The sequence below is a fragment of the Halopelagius longus genome (assembly GCF_900100875.1).
GTDB classification, from domain to species: Archaea; Halobacteriota; Halobacteria; order Halobacteriales; family Haloferacaceae; genus Halopelagius; species Halopelagius longus.
The window spans coordinates 1-15,723 of sequence record NZ_FNKQ01000001.1 but is presented as its reverse complement, the minus strand read 5'-3'; the positions used below and the strand labels follow the sequence as shown (position 1 = coordinate 15,723).

Here is a 15,723-nt window from a genome sequence, read left to right as displayed (position 1 = left end):
TGAGTGAGTCGGTGGGCGGCGCCGTCGCCGCGCGAAAGCGCGACGGTGGCGGAGACTCCTCTCCCCGCGGAGGGCGAGTTCCGTCCGGTATTAGCCGACGGGAGAGGTACGTCGCGGAGGGCGGCGCGAGACGGCCGAACGGCCCGTCTGACGGGAAATTGCCGCGAGAGGCGCCGTTCGGTACTGCCAAACATTTATGAGTCCTCTGTCAACATATCTCACGCATGTCCACGACAGACCGACTTCGGGTGAAGTCCGCGGGAACGATGTTCGCCGTCGTCGACGCGTTGCAGGAACTCGACCACCCGAGCGTCGCCGACGTCGCAGACCGGGTGGGCGTGCCGAAGAGTACGGCCCACGACCACCTGAGCACGTTAGAGGAACTGGACTTCGTCGTCAAGGAGTCGGAGGGATACCGAATCGGCGCGCGGTTCCTCGAATACGGCGGGTGCGCGCGCGAGAACATGAAGGTGTACCGCGTCGCGCGTCCGGTCGTCAAGCGACTCGCCGAGGAGACGGGCGAACACGCGAACCTGATGATTGAGGAGCACGGCCTCGGCGTCTTCCTATACAAGGCGAAGGGCGAGAACGCCGTCACCCTCGACACGAGACCCGGGATGCGCGTCCCCCTCCAGACGACCGCGCTCGGAAAGGCGATTCTGGCGCACACGCCGCGAGAGGAGGTCGAACGGATACTCGAAGAACACGGGATGCCGAACGTCACCGAGAAGACGGTCACCGACCCCGAACTCCTGTTCGAGGAGTTGGCGGAGGTGAGAGAACGGGGGTACGCGACGGACGACGAGGAACGGGTCGCCGGGATGCGATGCATCGCCGCACCGGTGTTGGACCGGAACGACGAGATTCTCGGAGCAGTCAGCGTCTCGGGTCCGATGAGTCGGATGAACGACGAACGCTACCAAGACGACATCCCCCGGAGCGTCAAAAGCGCGGCCAACGTCATCGAAGTCAACATGACGTACTCGTAGCAGTCGGTATTACCGGACGGCCCGACGGGCGCCTCCGTCTCGACTCTCGCCGCCTCTCAGTTCCGTTCTCCCGAACCGGTTCGAGCGTTCGGCCGGAGGTCGTCCGCTTATACCGGACGGCGTCGAAGGAACGTCGCCGTTACATCCGTAATCCTGTAATGGATATGCGGCGAGGCGAACCGATCACCGGTGAGTTCGCCTCCTTGCCTCGGCGGAAGTCGTCACCGCCAATTGTACAATTAGTAATGTAAAGGCTAATATTGCCACCATCTTCTGATTCCCACATACACCTGTTTAATACGGGGATTCGGAGTATATTCGGAAAAATGTTCGCCAGAACTCGAAGTCGCTTCTACCGCTCTTAATAACGACAATAGTGTCGTGACGCGCTTGTGAACGGTTGTAAATCAGCTTCCACGAGAGACGAATGGAATATTCAAGTCATAATTAATTGTATCCAGATGTTTAATAATAAACGGAGGCGGTCGCCTCGTCGCCGAGACGGACGGAAGCCGACGACGGAGCGTCACTCGGCGTTCGCCGTCGTGGAGTACACCCGCTTTCTGGCGTCGCGGAGACAGATGTCCTTGCTCACCAAGTCGGCACGTTCCAACTGGTCGAGCGCGTTTCGGACGGTTCGCGCCGACAGTTGCGTCTGTTCGACGAGTTCGCTCTGGGTCAGCGGTGACTCCCGTTGAAGCAGAACGTGCACGAGTTTCGCACTCGGAGTCAGGTCGCCGAAACCGTTCGCGTTCGATGTGCTGTGAGCCATGGCGGTTGAAACGTATCTCCTCAGACAGGGTGCCGTCGGAGCGCGTTCGTACACTCCGATACGAGCTACCGCTACTTATCTATTCCTTGGCACGAGGGTAACCGGGTTACACCGCCGTCACCGGACCGAGTCGACGGTCGCGGTTTCGGGCGCGGAACGGCGTTCACAACCGGATTTTAGTTCCGATATTCGGATGCACGGCGCCGGCAGAAAGCGGCGGAATAGTCCGGAATCGGAGAGGACCGGCGGCCGGACGCGACGGCCGTCTAAGTCTGTCGGTAACCGAGATTTCCTCGCATTGGTCGCTCGACTTTGGTCGGGGAGGACGTAGTGGACGGTCCACATGGTAGACATCTCGGTAGACGCCGACTGGAACTCCCTGTACATCGACGGCGAGTGGACCGACTCCGCGGGCGAGGAGACGATAGCGAACGAGGACCCCTCGACGCGCGAGACGTTCACGCGCGTCCCCGCGGGCGTCGAAGCCGACGTGGACGCCGCCTACGAGGCGGCCGCCGAAGCGCAGACGGAGTGGGCGAACGCGCCGCCCGCCCGGAGACAACGGGTCGTGCAGGAGGCCCTCGGCGTCCTGGAGGAGAACCGCGAGGCGGTCATCGAACTGCTGGAGTACGAGGCCGGCGGCGGACAGATCATGGGCGAGACGTCCGTCCAGATCGCCTCCGACCACCTCGGCGAGGCGGCGACGCTCCCCGTCCGGATGAAGGGCGAACACGCCCAGTCGAACGTCCCCGGCAAGGAGAACATCGTCAAGCGAATCCCGAAGGGCGTCGTCACGGTCATCTCGCCGTGGAACTTCCCGCTGAACCTCTCGATGCGCGCCGTCGCGCCCGCCATCGCCACCGGGAACGCGGTGGTCCTCAAGCCGGCGACGAACACGCCCATCGTGGGCGGCCTCCTCTTGGCGAAACTGTTCGAGGAAGCGGGCCTCCCCGAGGGCGTCCTGAACGTCGTCACCGGTCGCGGGTCAGACATCGGCGACGCCGTCGCCGGCCACCCCGAGAGCGACATGGTCGCGTTCACGGGTTCGACGCCCGTCGGCCGACAGGTCGCCGCCACCGCCGCGGAGAACCTCGCGGTACAGGCGATGGAACTCGGCGGCAACAACGCCCACGTCGTCACCGCCGACGCCGACTTGGACCGCGCGATAGACGGCGGGGTGTTCGGGTCGTTCGTCCACCAAGGGCAGGTGTGCATCTCCATCAACCGGCACGTCGTCCACGAGGACGTCTACGACGAGTACGTCGAGCGACTGACCGAACGCGCCGAGGAACTCACGGTCGGGAGCGCCCACGACGAGGACACCATCGTCGGCCCCATCATCTCCGAGTCTCAACGCGACGAGATGCTCGGGTACGTCGAGGAGACGGTCGAGGCGGGCGCGACGCTGGAAACCGGCGGCGGAATCGCGGAGTTAGACGGCGTGGAGGACTCCCTCGTCGTCGAACCGACCGTCCTCTCGGACGTGACCAACGACATGCCCGCCGCGTGTAACGAGCACTTCGGCCCCATCGCGCCGGTCATCCCGTTCTCGGACGTGGACGAGGCGGTCGAAATCGCCAACGGAACCGAGTACGGCCTCTCGGGGTCCGTCCACGCGGGCGACTTCGACACGGCGATGGACGTCGCAGACCGAATGCAGACGGGCCACGTCCACATCAACGACCAGCCCATCAACGACGAGGCGCACATCCCCTTCAGCGGTACCGCCGCCTCCGGGATGGGCGGGTACAACAGCGAGACGATGCTCCACGAAGTCACCGAGACGAAGTGGATATCGCTCCAGCGAGACGCGCGCGACTACCCGTTCTAACCGACCGACCGAACGGCCGTCTCCCTCGGAGGGGAAGTTTCAGAAAGGTTAACTCTCGTCCGAGGCGCAGTTTTCGTGATGCCCTCCACGAACGATATCGAACGTCCGAGCGAGGCGCTCGCCGTCACGAGGCGATACCTCAGACGTGAACGCCCACTTTCAGCGCTCGTCGCCGTGCTCGCGGTTGCAGTGTTCCTCGGGACGTACCTGACGGCGTCGTTCCTGCCGGCCGTCGTCGTCGCGGCCGCCTCGGTCGTCGTCGCACGCGCTCCGATTCTTCAGTCGCAGGGGACGATTCGGCTCCGAACCGAGGCCGACCCCGAGACGGTCCGCGACGAGTTCGCCGGACCGACGCCGCCGATACTCGCGTTACAGTGGGGAGTCGCGGACGATGTGAACGCGCGAGACGACGCGGTGACGTACCCGACGTCGTATCTCTTCGGTCTGCGCTCCGCCGACGTGACCGTCCGCACGGAGACGGAGACGACGCCGGAAGGGAACTACCGAGTCGAGTCGGAGGTCACGATGAACGACCGGCAGTGGGCGACGTACGTCTCGACGATTCGCAGCGACGGCGACCGGACGCTCGTCGACGTCGAGTACGCGGCGCACCGGCGCTTCGGACTCCGGCGCGTCCCCCAACAGTTCGTCGCGAGACGGTACCGCGACGATGCGCTCGCGGTTCAGGGGTACGCGGTCGTCGAACGCGACTCGCACTTCGGTCTCTGACGGGGCGCTTCGGCGTTCGCCCTCTACGTCCGAGTTTCGAGCGACAAAACGGAGAGACCGCACCGCGAACCGATTACTCGACGCCGCCGACGCCGGCGTCGGCGTCCGGCAGGTCGTACGGCGTCGCGTCCAAGCCGAGTTCTTCCAGGGCGGCCGCGAGGTGTTCGTCCTTCGCGTAGTCCGCGCCGTCCTCCTCGCGGATTCGCTGGGTGGTGGCGAGGACGTCCGCGCGCCGGTCGTCGGGGATATCGTACTTGTCCGTCGAGAGCTCGATGACGAGGCCGTTGTTGTCCTGCGTGTAGATGGAGTGGAAGATGCCCCGGTCGAAGACGTTGTATCCGCGGCCCGCCTCGTCTAGCGCCTCCATCACCTCCTCGTATCGTTCGGGGTCCACGCTGAAACAGAGGTGGTGCACCGCGCCGGTGGTGCCGCGCTGGCCGTGGGGGTTCGAGGGCCGGTCGCCGACGAAGAACGTCAGGATACGGCCGTCGCCGGTGTCGAAGAACAGGTGGGTCTGGGAGGGGTCGTCGAGGTTCGGTTGCCGGAGGACCAGCCGCATCCCCAACAGGTCGCGGTAGAACGCGAGCGTGTCCGCCTCGTTGCTCCCCCAGATGGTGATGTGGTCGGTTCCGGTCGTTCGGAATGCGCTGTCCGGATACTCCGCGGTCACCGGCGGCGCGTCGTCGTCGCTCATACCCTCCCTTCTTCGCCGGTGCGGATAAGGACCCGCGGACGCCGACGCCACCCGGTTACATCGATGTCAGTGGCCGGGCGGGAGGCCGGTTACGTTCGCGTCCGGGGGTGACGCCGACGCCCCGAACGGGCTTATTGCGCGCCGGAGCGTACGTTCCGAGAGTGCTCTCCGATACACCCGGCGTACACCACGTCTCGGTCGTCGCGGGCGACCCCCAGCGGACGGTGGACTTTTACACCGAGGTTCTCGGCCTACGGTTCGTCCTCCGGACCGTGAACTTCGAGGACAAGTTCGTCTACCACCTCTACTTCGGCGATAGCGAGGGACGCCCCGGCACCGTCCTCACGACGTTCGCGTACCCCGCGGACGTCGAGGGGCGAGACGGACGCCCCGGCATCCCGTCGGTGCAGTTTTCGGTACCGCCGGATTCGCTCGGCGCGTGGACCGAGCGACTGGCGGCGCGAGATATCGACACCGAAGGGCCGAGCGAACGCTTCGGCGAACGCCGCCTGTCGCTCTCGGATCCGGACGGGACCAGAATCGAACTGATCGAGGACGACGCGGGCGAAATCGGAGGCGGAGACGCCGTCGAGGACGAGAGCGACGCCGACGCGTGGACGAGTCCCGTCCCCGCCGACGCGGCGATTCGCGGCGTCCGCGGCGTCTCGGTGCGGTCCACGAGTCCGTACGTCACCGCGAGCCTCCTGCAGACGCTCGGGTTCGAACTCGTCGCGGAGACGGACGACGCCGTCCGCTACCGCCTCCCGGACGGACGGGAGTCCGTCGTGGACCTTCTCCTGGACGACGCGCCGTACGGCCGGGAGGGCCGCGGGTCGATACACCACGTCGCCTTCGGCGTCGGGAGCGAGGCCGAACTCCACGAGTGGCGCGAGTTGCTGGACGAACGCGGTTTCGACGTCTCGCGCGTGAAAGACCGGAACTTCTTCCACTCGCTGTACGTCCGCGACCCCGGCGGGGTGCTCTTCGAACTCTGTACGGAACGGCCCGGCCTGGGCGTGGATGCGACCGACGGCGCACCCGGCGCGTCGCTTCGCCTGCCGTCGTGGTTGGAGGAGGACCGCGAGATGATTCAATCGCAGTTGCCGACGCTCACCTCGCCGGAGGGGCGAGACGGCGACGGGGGCGAGGGCGGGGAGGCCCCGCGGTGAGCGACGGCGGCCCGCACGACGGTCGACCCATCGAAGTGGCGGGCGCGCCGCGGGCGGCGGCGACGGCGGCCGTCGTGATGCTCCCCGGCCGGGGCGACTCGGCGCGGAACTTCCTGCGCCTCGCGGAGGAGTTTCACCACCACGGCGCGACGTACCTCGCGCCCGAACCCGCCGGGAAGGCGTGGTACCCCGGTCCGACGGACGACCCCCCGGAGGCGAAGGAACCGTGGCTCTCCTCGGCGTTCGGCCTCGTCGCCCGCGCACTCGACGAGGCGGGAGCGGCGGGCGTTCCGCCCGAACGAACCGTCCTCGTCGGCTTCTCGCAGGGGGCGTGCGTCGCCGCGGAGTTCGCCGCCGCGCGCCCGCGCCGGTACGGGGGCCTCGCCGTCCTCGCGGGCGGCCTGTTCGGACCGGACCCCGAAGCTCGGGCGTTCGAGGGCTCTCTCGACGGGACGCCGGCGTACCTCGGGTGCGGCGACGACGACCCGCGCGTGGACCCCGAACGTGTCCGCGCGTCGGCGGCGGCGTTCCGACGCCTCGACGCGGACGTGACCGACGAGGTGTCCGAGGGACTCGGCCACGCCATCGGCGACGACCAGATGGCGGCGGTACGTCGGTTGGTCGGCGGCGTCGCAGACGAGACGGAGTGAGATTGCGTCCCCGTCCGCCGCCGAACGTTTACGCGTCGGGCGGTCGTTGCACCGCACGTGCCAGAGCGAACGCGACTCACGACGGTGGCGGACGTACACGAGAACGACTCGTGGCTGTTCACCGTCCGAGACCAGTACGGCGAGACGGAGGAGGTGATACTCCTCCCCTGCGAGGAGAGTGTGGAAGCGTGGATAAACCGGTGTATGCACCAACCGCAACGACTCGACAGGGGGTTCGGCGCGGCCGTCCGCGACGGCGAAGTCGTCTGTCCGCGACACGGGTCCGCGTTCGACACCTGCTCGGGGCACTGCGACAACGGCGAGGCCGAGGGGACGACGCTCGTGAACGTCGACGTCACAGTCGAGGACGGGACGGTGTACCTCGACGACCGGAGTTACTCCTTCGCTCACGAGGGCGGCATCGACGAGGACGGCGACGACGACGGCGGACCGAGTTCGAGTTCGCACATCTCGTTTTGACCGTCGTGTCGCGGACGCGCCGGGCGGCGACTCCCGCGGTCAGTCCGCGCCCGATTCGGACCCGCCGGTCTCGCTACCGTCGGCTTGCGCTTCCTCGACCGTCGCGACGCCGACGAACGTGTCGCGGCGGTACCGGCAGTGCTCGCAGAAGAACTGCGCGTATCCGGCCGACTGCGTGCCGCTGAACAGCATCTCCTCGCCGCAGTCGGGGCACCACTCGCGCGGGACGGCGGGCGGACGTTCGATACTCATACCCGTCAGATAGGGAGATAGTTCAAGATTCTTTCGGTCGGGCGGGCGGAACGTCCGACCGCCGGAGATCCGCCGCGAACAGAACCTTGACGAACTTTTATTGTAATTACGGCGGGAGTTCCTGTGGGACGATGCAAGCCGCACGCCTGCACGAGTACACGGACGAGATGGAGAACGCCCTGCAGATAGACGAGATAGACCGTCCGGAGGCGACGCGGTCGGACCACGTCGTCGTCGAGGTGGAGGGCGCGGGGTGGTGCCAGACGGACAACCACATCATCGAGGGGATGTGGACGGACTACGTCGAACAGGACCTCCCGATGACGCTCGGCCACGAGAACGCAGGGACGGTGGTCGAAGTCGGACCGGAGGTCAGGACCGTCGAGGAGGGCGAGAAGGTCATCTGCCACCCGGTGATGACCTGCGGCGTCTGTCGGCAGTGCCGCCTCGGCAACGACATGTACTGCGTGAACTTAGCGTTCCCCGGCCTGACCACCGACGGGGGGTTCGCGGAGTACCTCCTCACCAACGAACGGGCGGTCATCCCCCTGCCGGGCGAGGTGAACACGACGGACATCGCGCCACATGCCGACGCGGGCATCACGGCCTACCACGCGGTCAAGAAGGCCGCGAACGAACTGAACCCCGGCGACCACGCCGTCGTCATCGGCGTCGGCGGACTCGGACACATCGGCCTGCAGTGTCTGGAGGCGATGACCGCCGCCGAGATTACCGCCCTCGACATCAAAGCGGAGGCCCGCGAACTCGCCGCCGACCTCGGCGCGCACCACACGCTCGACCCCTCCGAGGAGGACGTAGAGAAGGAGATTCTCGCCATCACCGACGGCCGGGGCGCAGAGCAGATTATCGACTTCGTCGGGGCGGACCAGACGACGGCGATCGGGCCGAAAATCGCCGGGTCCGGCGGCGACCACCACGTCGTCGGCTACGGCGGCCACGTCCACGAACCCTCCCAGACGCTGGTCGACGGCGAGTTCAGTTACGTCGGAACGCTCGTCGGCGAGTACACCGAACTGCAGGAACTGGTCCGCCTCGTCGAACGCGGCGACGTCGAACTCCGAACCTCGCAGTACGACCTCGGCGACATCAACACCGTCGCCGAACGACTCGAACACAACGAAATCGAGGGCCGCGCGGTCATCACGCCGTAACGCGCCGCCTCCCCAGCTTCACCCGTCGGAGTCGGGGACAGTCGTCTCGCGGCCGCCTACAGTTCTACGGACTCGCAGCCGAAACCGAGTGAGTATGGTCCGGACCGTTCGACTGGGGTTCACCGGCGACGTGATGCTCGGACGAAAGGTGGACGAACGACAGCGGGAACGCCCTCCGCCCGCCGTCTGGGGGACGATGCGTGACCGCCTCGCCGCCGCCGACGGACTGTTCGTCAACCTCGAGTGCTGCCTCTCGACGCGCGGGCAACGTTGGACGCGGACGAACCGCCCCTTCCACTTCCGCGCCGACCCGTCGTGGGCGACTACCGCCCTGACCGACGTCGGCGTCTCGTACGCGACGCTCGCGAACAATCACGTCCTCGACTTCGAGGAAGTCGCCCTCGAAGACACCCTCGACGCCCTCTCGGACGCCGGTATCGCGTACGCCGGCGCCGGACGGACCGCCGAGGAGGCGTGGCGGCCCGCGCGGGTGACCGTCGACGGACTCGAGGTGGCCGTCGTCGCCTTCACGGACAACACGCCCGAGTACGCCGCGACGGAGGACTCGCCGGGCACGGCGCACGTCGATATCGACCCGACAGACGACGACTGCGTCGAACGGGTTCGGTCGGCTATCGACGCGGCGGGGGACCCGGACCTCCTCGTCGCGTCGCTCCATTGGGGACCGAACATGACCGAATCCCCGCCGGAGCGGTTTCGGGCGTTCGCTCGCTTCCTCGTCGACGAAGGCGTCGATTTCCTCCACGGCCACAGCGCGCACGTGTTCCACGGCATCGAGGTGTACGACGGCGCGCCCATCCTCTACGATACGGGCGACTTCGTGGACGACTACGCGGTGGACCGCCGCCTCCGAAACGACAGGGGGTTCCTCTTCGAGGCGACGGTCACGACGGACGGCGTCGTCCGCGAACTGCACCTCGTCCCGACGGTGATTCGCGACTGCGCGGTCCACGCTGCGACCGCCGACGAGGCGGCGTGGAACCGCGAGGCGATGCGGGAGCGTTCGACCGACTTCGACACGCGGTTCGAGGCGGCCGACGGCGGACTCCGCGTCCCCGTCGCGGCCGACGGGAGCGACTGACCCCGCCGCCGTCGTCTGCGCGCCGTCCCGACAGACTCCGCGTCACCCCCGCGCGGACGTACGGTACGGAAGGAGGGCGCGTCTCTCGATAGACCTCGTAGAAACCGATACGGGCCGCCTCGAACTGGACGCAGAGACGGTGGACGTTCGCGGTGAGGCCGTCACGGGCGAGCGAACCGTCGTCGCCCCGTTCGACGAACGCCTCGAATCCGAGCGAGGACTACTCCGGGTCGACGACCGTCTCGGTCTCCTCCTCGTGTTGCAGGACGACGCTGTGGCGCGTGTGGCGCGCGTGCGTCTTCGACCACCGGCGGGCCGGGGCCTCCGAGAGGAACTCCTCGCCCTCCCGGCAGTGTTGACAGTCGGCTATCCACGGCCGCACGTCGTCGGGGAAGTGACCCGTGTGCCGCATGTGGTCGAGGGCGAACTGTTCGAACGACTGGTTACCGACCTGCATCTCGTCGAGTTCGTACGCTAACGACCACTCGCGGTCGCAGATAGTACAGGAGACCGTCGGCGCGTCGTCTACGTCCTCTGGCGACGCGCGCGCGTCGAAGTCGTCGTCGGGATTGTCGGGCACACCTGCGCGTAGAACGTCCAGCCTCTTTTATCCGACCGCCGATGCCGACGCCGCGTGGGACGATACCGATACGGGTACGTCGCGCGGTACGAACGCACCGTTCGCTACCGGTCGCTTCGACGCCGCGGTGAAAATCCCTCGCACGGGACGTGTTCGCCTCACGGACGACGCGCCGCGAAGCCGAAGAAAGAATTACTGAATGTGGCCTTCGGCGCGGAGTTGCTCCGCGTCTTCGCTCGAATACCGCCACTCGATGTTCGCCTTCTCGTCCTGCCACGACCACGGTTCGACGAGTACCACGTCGTCCTCGTTGATCCAGTTGCGGTACTTCATCCGACCGGGAATCCGGCCGAGACGAGTTTCGCCGTCCGCGCATCGGACGCGCACGTGGTTTCCACCCAGGTGCTGCGTCACGACGGCGAACATCTCGTCGTCGTTGGGCATTCGGAGGTTCCGACGCCCTGATTCTTCGCTCACATCCCTAGTTGGTAACGTAGACGTTTAACTTGTGGGAGATGGGTGGTACCGTTTGACACGTTCGGCGGTCGGCGCCGAACCGGACGGGAGAGCGGTCGAGATACCCGTCAGAGGACGGAACGGCGATTCGAGGGACGGCGCAATCGGTAGTGGTCGGAGTCGGTGCGGAAAAAAGCGACCGGTCGCCGCGGGGCGACGTTCAGTACCGCGAGGGCAGGAACGCGAGGCCGACGAGCAGAACCGCCACGGAGCCACAGAGGACGACGATTCCCCACAGGCCGTTCTCCTGCGTGTGGAACGTCTCTATCTCTTCCTCTTGGGCGTGGTAACTCTCGAAGTTCTGCGTCAGTTGGAGCGTCTCGTTGTTCTTGAAGTGCGCGAGGTACGTCTGGTTGTTGAGCGTCACGTTACTGTCGCTGGAGACGTCGATGGTGTTCGTCCGCGCCGCCGTCCACGTCACCTCGACGCCGTCTTGGGTCACGTTGGCGACGTTCGTCTGGTTACCCTGATACTGGAGCGTGTCGCCCTCGGACACCTGTCGGGACTGCGGGGCGGGGAAGTACTCGCTCGCGGGAACGAGCGTCGCGTTACCGTCCTGATTCTGGACGACGACGTACTCTTCGCCGTTCCGCGTCACCGTCTCGTTGTCGGCGTTCGGGTCCTGCTGTAGGAGGCTGGTCCGGTTGACGTTCTGCCGGAGGGTGAACTGCGAGGGGTCCGAGTCGTTGGGAACGAGGACGGTCCAGTTGGTGTCCTGGACCGTCACCGAGGTGTTGTTCTCCCACGTCTCGGTGTACTCCGCGGACTGTTCGGTGTACGTCAGCGTGGCCGACCGCGTGAGGGAGGCACCGCCGCCGTGACCGCCCTCCTCCATGCTCGCGGACAGTTCGCTCACGTTGTACGTCTGCTGGCCGACTTGGAACGTCTCACCCTTCGAGACCGAGTATTCGGGGTTCTGGAACTGTACCTCGGGCGTCTGTGCGGTCGCGATGAGCGAGTACGATGCCGCACCGATGACTAAGAAGAACGCGACGTAGATAGCCGCGGCACGTCGTTGCATAGTTCGAGCATGGGATACGCGGGGTATAACGGTTACCGTTTCGCCGGACTCGCGTTCGAGTACCGTACCAGTTCCCGTCGGGGGTGGTGACTTCGAGACGAAACTGAACGTTCGCCGGTGCGTCCGGGCCGTCCCCGGTGATTTTGTGCCGAGAGCGAGTAGTTCCGGTGGGTGTCCGGCGTGGACTCCGGAACAGGACTCGTTTCGCTCGTCGTGGCGATCTTGGGACTCGGCGTCGCCGCGCAGGTCCTCGCGGACCGACTGCAGATGCCGAGCGTCCTCTTTCTCATCCTCGCGGGGATAGCCGTCGGACCGGAGGGACTCGGCCTCGTCACCGCCGACGCGTTCGGACCGTCGCTCCCGGCGATAGTCGGCCTGAGCGTCGCCATCATCATCTTCGAGGGCGCGTTCCACCTCGAAGTAGAGAAGATTCGCCAGACGCCGCGGGAGGCGTTCCGACTCGTCACCGTCGGCGCGGCCATCGGGTTGGTCGGAACCGCCGCCGCGGTTCGGTTCGCGTTGGGCGCGTCGTGGGAACTCTCCTTCCTCGTCGGGTCGTTGCTCATCGCCACCGGCCCGACGGTCATCACGCCGATTCTCGGCGTCGTCTCGGTCCGCGACAGGGTGGCGGCCGCCCTCGAAACGGAAGGCATCGTCAACGACGTGACGGCGGCGATACTCGCGGTGGCCGTCTTCGACGCCGTCGTCGCCGGGAACACCCGACCGGCGCATCTCCTGCAGTCGTTCGCCTCCCGACTCGGTATCGGCGTTCTCGTCGGCGCACTCGCGGCGGGCGTCCTCTGGTACCTCCTCGACCACGCATCGCTCCCGCCGACGAACGCCGTCCAGAACGCCCGGCTGATAGTCCTCGTCGGCGCTATCGGGACGTACGGGATCGCGGAGTCGATAACGACGGAAGCCGGCATCGCGGCGGTGGCGACGGCGGGCATCCTCCTCGGAAACGCCGACCTGCCGCACGAGGACGACATCGCGGCGTTCAAAGGCGACGTGACGCTCGTCGTCCTCTCGTTCGTCTTCATCTCCCTCGCTACGCTTCTGTCGTTCGACGAACTCACCTCCCTCGGCGTCGGCGGCGTCCTCGTCGTCGTCGCCGTCGTCTGCGTCGTCCGCCCCGCACTCGTGTTGCTCTGTACGTACGGCGAGCGGTTCACGTTCCGCGAACAGTTGTTCATGAGCGCCGTCGGCCCCCGCGGCATCATCCCAGCGAGCGTCGCCACCCTGTTCGCACTCGAACTCAGACCGTCGAACCCGGAGGCTGCGACCGTTCTCGTCGGGACGGTGTTTCTCGTCATCCTCACTACCGTCGTCTTCGAAGGCGGGTTCGCCCGCCACATCGCGGAACTACTGGAAGTGATTCCAATGCGCGTCATCGTAGTCGGCGGGGGCCGCGTCGGCCGCGGCCTCGCCAAACGACTGGAGGACAGAGGAGAGAACGTCGTCGTCGTCGAACGCGACGCGGACGTGGTGGAGACGGCTCGGAACGAGGGCTTCACCGTCCACCACGGCGACGCGACCGACATCGGCGTTCTGCGCTCGACCGGCGCGGAGAACGCGAAAATCGTCGCCGCCGCGACCGAAGACGACGAGGTGAACCTCCTCGTGGCCCAACTGGCGAACTCGAAGTTCGACGCCGAGACGGTCATCGCCCGGGTGAACACGCCGGGGAACGTCGAAGCGTTCGAAGAACTCGGCGTGCGCGCCATCTCCGCGAACGAGTCCATCGCCCAGTCGATGGACAACGCCGTCGAACGACCGGCGCTCTCGGAGTGGATGAGCGAACTCGGTCGCAACGGCGACGTACAGGAGATAGAGGTCACCGCCGAACGACTCGTCGGGCGGTCCATCGGCGAGTTAGACGAGAGCCTCCCGGACGGGGTGTTGGTCGCACTCGTCAGCAGAGACGGCGAGTCCCAGATACCCGAGCCGGATCTGACGCTCCGTCGCGGCGACCACCTGACGTTCGTCGGACGACGCGAGTCCGTCCACGAGGCCATCGAACGGTGCCACCCCGGACTGCACGGCGAGTTGGGTTAGCCGCCTCGCGCCCCGTCGAATCGGTCGAACCGGTCCAACCGAAACAGGTCGACGTCGTGGTCCGTCTCACCGTCGGTCGCGAGGTCCGCGAGGACTTCGCCGACGGAACTGGCGAACTTGAACCCGTGGCCGGAGAACCCGGCGCCGACCGTGATTCGGGGGTCGTCGGGGAGCGTATCGAGGATGAAGTGTTCGTCCGGCGTGTTCGTGAACATGCAGGTTGCGAGTCGCATCGTCGGCCCCGCGCCGTCCGGGAAGTACCGCTTCGCGTACGCTCTGAGCATCTCCTCGTCCTCCCGGCGCGGTTCCCGGTCCATCGCGTCGGGGTCTACCTCCTCCTCGAAGTGGTTGAACTTCCCGAACTTGAAGCCGGGAACGTCGTACCGGGGGAAGCCGTAGTAGTGGCCGTCGTCCGCGGCGTGGACGAACACCGGGAAGTTCGACGCCTCGAACCGTTCGGGTTCCGTCGGGCGAAGCCACGCGAGCACCTGCCGTTCGGGAACCGCGAGTTCGGCGAGTTCGGGTAGGAGTTTCCGCGCCCACGCGCCCGCGGTGACGACGACGTCGTCCGCCTCGTACGTCCCCTTGTCGGTGGTGACGCGCACCCCGTCGGGGAACGACGCCACGTCGGCGACGGACTCCCGGGCGTGAATCTCCGCACCCGCGGCCTGCGCCGCCTCGACGTGCGCGATGATGCACTGTTCGGGGACGAGAAAGCCGCCGTCGGGTTGATACACCGCGCGGTGGTGGTCCGGCAGGTCGTACCCCGGGAACCGCTCGTTCAGTTCGTCCGCCGACAGTACCTCGTGGTCGATGTCGTGTTCCTCGCAGGACCGCACCGACCCCGCGAACACCTGACTGTCGGGCGGCCCGGCGTCGATACCGCCGGTAACGTGCAACAGGTCCCGCCCCGTCCGGTCCTCCAGTTCCCGCCAGAGGTCGTACGCCCGACGGACGAGGGGGACGTACGCCGGGTCCTCGTACTGCGCCTTCCGAATGATGCGCGTGACGCCGTGGGACGAGCCCATCTCGTGCGGTACGTCGTAGCGTTCGACCCCGAGGACGTCCAGTCCGCGGTCCGCGAGGTGGAACGCCGTCGCACTCCCCATGCCGCCGACGCCGACGACGATGCAGTCGTAACGGTCGGTCACGCTTCCTACAGCGCGGTCGGTCACAAAGTAAATTCCCCCGGTGCTCTCGTCTCTCCGGTCCGACCGGACCGACGAACGGTGTTCCTCGACGAACGGGTATCGGCCCCCGGACGTCGCTCCGTCGAGACGCAGCGCTCCGAGGTAGTTTCTCGCAGAAAGCCAAGGGCCGGATTTGAACCGGCGATGGGCGGCTCTGCAGGCCGCTGCGTTCGGCCGGACTCTGCCACCTTGGCGCAGGTAATCGTATTCCCGTCTCGCGCTTAAGCCTAGCGGTCTTCGGTACGCGGACCGGTGGTTGGGGAGCGGAGTGAGCCTCTGCAATGCTCGTCGCTCTCCGGCGCGTCACCTTCGAAATGAGAAAAGCCCACTCTCCCGTTGAGAGTGGGCTGTGGAGTATGAATAGAGGCGGCGAATCGGATTTCCCAGAGGCTCGCGCACTCCAGTACTGACCGAAACGCGAGTGGGCTTAACTTCCGTGTTCGGGATGGGTACGGGTGTAACCCCACTGCTGTGGCCGCCTTAACGCCGATCGACGGAATCGAACCGTCGTAAACACCAGT

At 66.4% G+C, this 15,723-nt stretch carries 16 protein-coding genes, 1 tRNA gene and 1 rRNA gene; 9 read left to right on the top strand and 9 right to left on the bottom strand.

The features are described 5' to 3' along the window. Nucleotides 1–224 precede the first annotated feature (224 nt). A complete protein-coding gene (locus BLS11_RS00090; protein WP_092531288.1) occupies nucleotides 225–989 on the top strand; it encodes an IclR family transcriptional regulator in 765 nt (254 codons plus the stop codon). A gap of 526 nt (nucleotides 990–1,515) precedes the next feature. Here BLS11_RS00090 and BLS11_RS00085 read toward each other — a convergent pair. Beyond that, nucleotides 1,516–1,761 (bottom strand): HTH domain-containing protein, encoded by a 246-nt coding sequence (locus tag BLS11_RS00085; protein WP_092531286.1) that lies wholly within the window; start codon nucleotides 1,759–1,761, stop codon nucleotides 1,516–1,518. A gap of 343 nt (nucleotides 1,762–2,104) precedes the next feature. Here BLS11_RS00085 and BLS11_RS00080 point away from each other — a divergent pair, with 343 nt between their 5' ends. Both BLS11_RS00080 and BLS11_RS00075 read left to right on the top strand, forming a co-directional pair. Next, the gene (locus BLS11_RS00080) at nucleotides 2,105–3,592 is read left to right on the top strand and encodes an aldehyde dehydrogenase family protein (protein WP_092531284.1); all 1,488 of its coding nucleotides are present in this window, start codon (nucleotides 2,105–2,107) and stop codon (nucleotides 3,590–3,592) included. A 78-nt stretch (nucleotides 3,593–3,670) separates the two neighbouring features. Next, a complete protein-coding gene (locus BLS11_RS00075) occupies nucleotides 3,671–4,321 on the top strand; it encodes a hypothetical protein (protein ID WP_092531282.1) in 651 nt (216 codons plus the stop codon). Between the two features lie 73 nt (nucleotides 4,322–4,394). Here BLS11_RS00075 and BLS11_RS00070 read toward each other — a convergent pair whose 3' ends face one another. Next, entirely contained in the window at nucleotides 4,395–5,015 is a 621-nt protein-coding gene (locus BLS11_RS00070; RefSeq protein ID WP_092531280.1) for a VOC family protein, read from the bottom strand. A gap of 161 nt (nucleotides 5,016–5,176) precedes the next feature. Here BLS11_RS00070 and BLS11_RS00065 point away from each other — a divergent pair, with 161 nt between their 5' ends. From BLS11_RS00065 to BLS11_RS00055, 3 genes are read left to right on the top strand one after another with little or no spacing between them, the layout of a single operon-like run. Beyond that, a complete protein-coding gene (locus BLS11_RS00065; protein ID WP_092531278.1) occupies nucleotides 5,177–6,184 on the top strand; it encodes a VOC family protein in 1,008 nt (335 codons plus the stop codon). Beyond that, entirely contained in the window at nucleotides 6,181–6,834 is a 654-nt protein-coding gene (locus tag BLS11_RS00060; RefSeq protein ID WP_245698637.1) for an alpha/beta hydrolase, read from the top strand. The genes BLS11_RS00065 and BLS11_RS00060 overlap by 4 nt, the downstream gene beginning before the upstream one ends. A 57-nt stretch (nucleotides 6,835–6,891) precedes the next feature. Next, entirely contained in the window at nucleotides 6,892–7,314 is a 423-nt protein-coding gene (locus BLS11_RS00055) for a Rieske (2Fe-2S) protein (protein WP_092531276.1), read from the top strand. A gap of 39 nt (nucleotides 7,315–7,353) precedes the next feature. On the opposite strand, the gene BLS11_RS00050 is transcribed toward BLS11_RS00055, so the two are convergent. Continuing rightward, nucleotides 7,354–7,566, bottom strand: a complete 213-nt coding sequence (locus BLS11_RS00050) for an HVO_2142 family zinc finger protein (protein WP_092531274.1) — start codon at nucleotides 7,564–7,566, stop codon at nucleotides 7,354–7,356. A 131-nt stretch (nucleotides 7,567–7,697) separates the two neighbouring features. Here BLS11_RS00050 and BLS11_RS00045 point away from each other — a divergent pair, with 131 nt between their 5' ends. Beyond that, nucleotides 7,698–8,738: an NAD(P)-dependent alcohol dehydrogenase gene (locus BLS11_RS00045; protein WP_092531272.1), complete on the top strand. Its 1,041-nt coding sequence runs from the start codon at nucleotides 7,698–7,700 to the stop codon at nucleotides 8,736–8,738. 94 nt (nucleotides 8,739–8,832) lie between these two features. Then, nucleotides 8,833–9,840: a CapA family protein gene (locus tag BLS11_RS00040; RefSeq protein ID WP_092531270.1), complete on the top strand. Its 1,008-nt coding sequence runs from the start codon at nucleotides 8,833–8,835 to the stop codon at nucleotides 9,838–9,840. Nucleotides 9,841–10,060: 220 nt separating this feature from the next. Here BLS11_RS00040 and BLS11_RS00035 read toward each other — a convergent pair whose 3' ends face one another. The 3 genes from BLS11_RS00035 to BLS11_RS00025 all read right to left on the bottom strand — a co-directional run bounded on the left by BLS11_RS00035 (nucleotide 10,061) and on the right by BLS11_RS00025 (nucleotide 11,957). Continuing rightward, the gene (locus tag BLS11_RS00035) at nucleotides 10,061–10,420 is read right to left on the bottom strand and encodes a DUF8062 family protein (protein ID WP_092531268.1); all 360 of its coding nucleotides are present in this window, start codon (nucleotides 10,418–10,420) and stop codon (nucleotides 10,061–10,063) included. 192 nt (nucleotides 10,421–10,612) lie between these two features. Continuing rightward, complete coding sequence (eif1A, locus tag BLS11_RS00030) at nucleotides 10,613–10,897, bottom strand: translation initiation factor eIF-1A (protein WP_092531266.1); 285 nt, start codon at nucleotides 10,895–10,897, stop codon at nucleotides 10,613–10,615. A gap of 199 nt (nucleotides 10,898–11,096) precedes the next feature. After that, nucleotides 11,097–11,957, bottom strand: a complete 861-nt coding sequence (locus BLS11_RS00025) for a hypothetical protein (RefSeq protein WP_092531264.1) — start codon at nucleotides 11,955–11,957, stop codon at nucleotides 11,097–11,099. 180 nt (nucleotides 11,958–12,137) lie between these two features. Here BLS11_RS00025 and BLS11_RS00020 point away from each other — a divergent pair, with 180 nt between their 5' ends. Next, entirely contained in the window at nucleotides 12,138–14,012 is a 1,875-nt protein-coding gene (locus tag BLS11_RS00020; protein WP_092534320.1) for a cation:proton antiporter domain-containing protein, read from the top strand. On the opposite strand, the gene solA is transcribed toward BLS11_RS00020, so the two are convergent. The 3 genes from solA to rrf form a co-directional block, all read right to left on the bottom strand. Next, nucleotides 14,009–15,163 carry an N-methyl-L-tryptophan oxidase gene (solA, locus tag BLS11_RS00015; RefSeq protein ID WP_092531262.1) on the bottom strand — a complete coding sequence of 385 codons (1,155 nt, stop codon included), beginning with the start codon at nucleotides 15,161–15,163 and terminating at the stop codon, nucleotides 14,009–14,011. The two genes, BLS11_RS00020 and solA, sit on opposite strands and share 4 nt — an antisense overlap. A gap of 157 nt (nucleotides 15,164–15,320) precedes the next feature. Continuing rightward, nucleotides 15,321–15,396 (bottom strand) — tRNA-Cys (locus BLS11_RS00010). A gap of 167 nt (nucleotides 15,397–15,563) precedes the next feature. Next, nucleotides 15,564–15,685 (bottom strand): 5S ribosomal RNA (gene rrf / locus BLS11_RS00005). Between the last annotated feature and the right edge of the window lie 38 nt (nucleotides 15,686–15,723).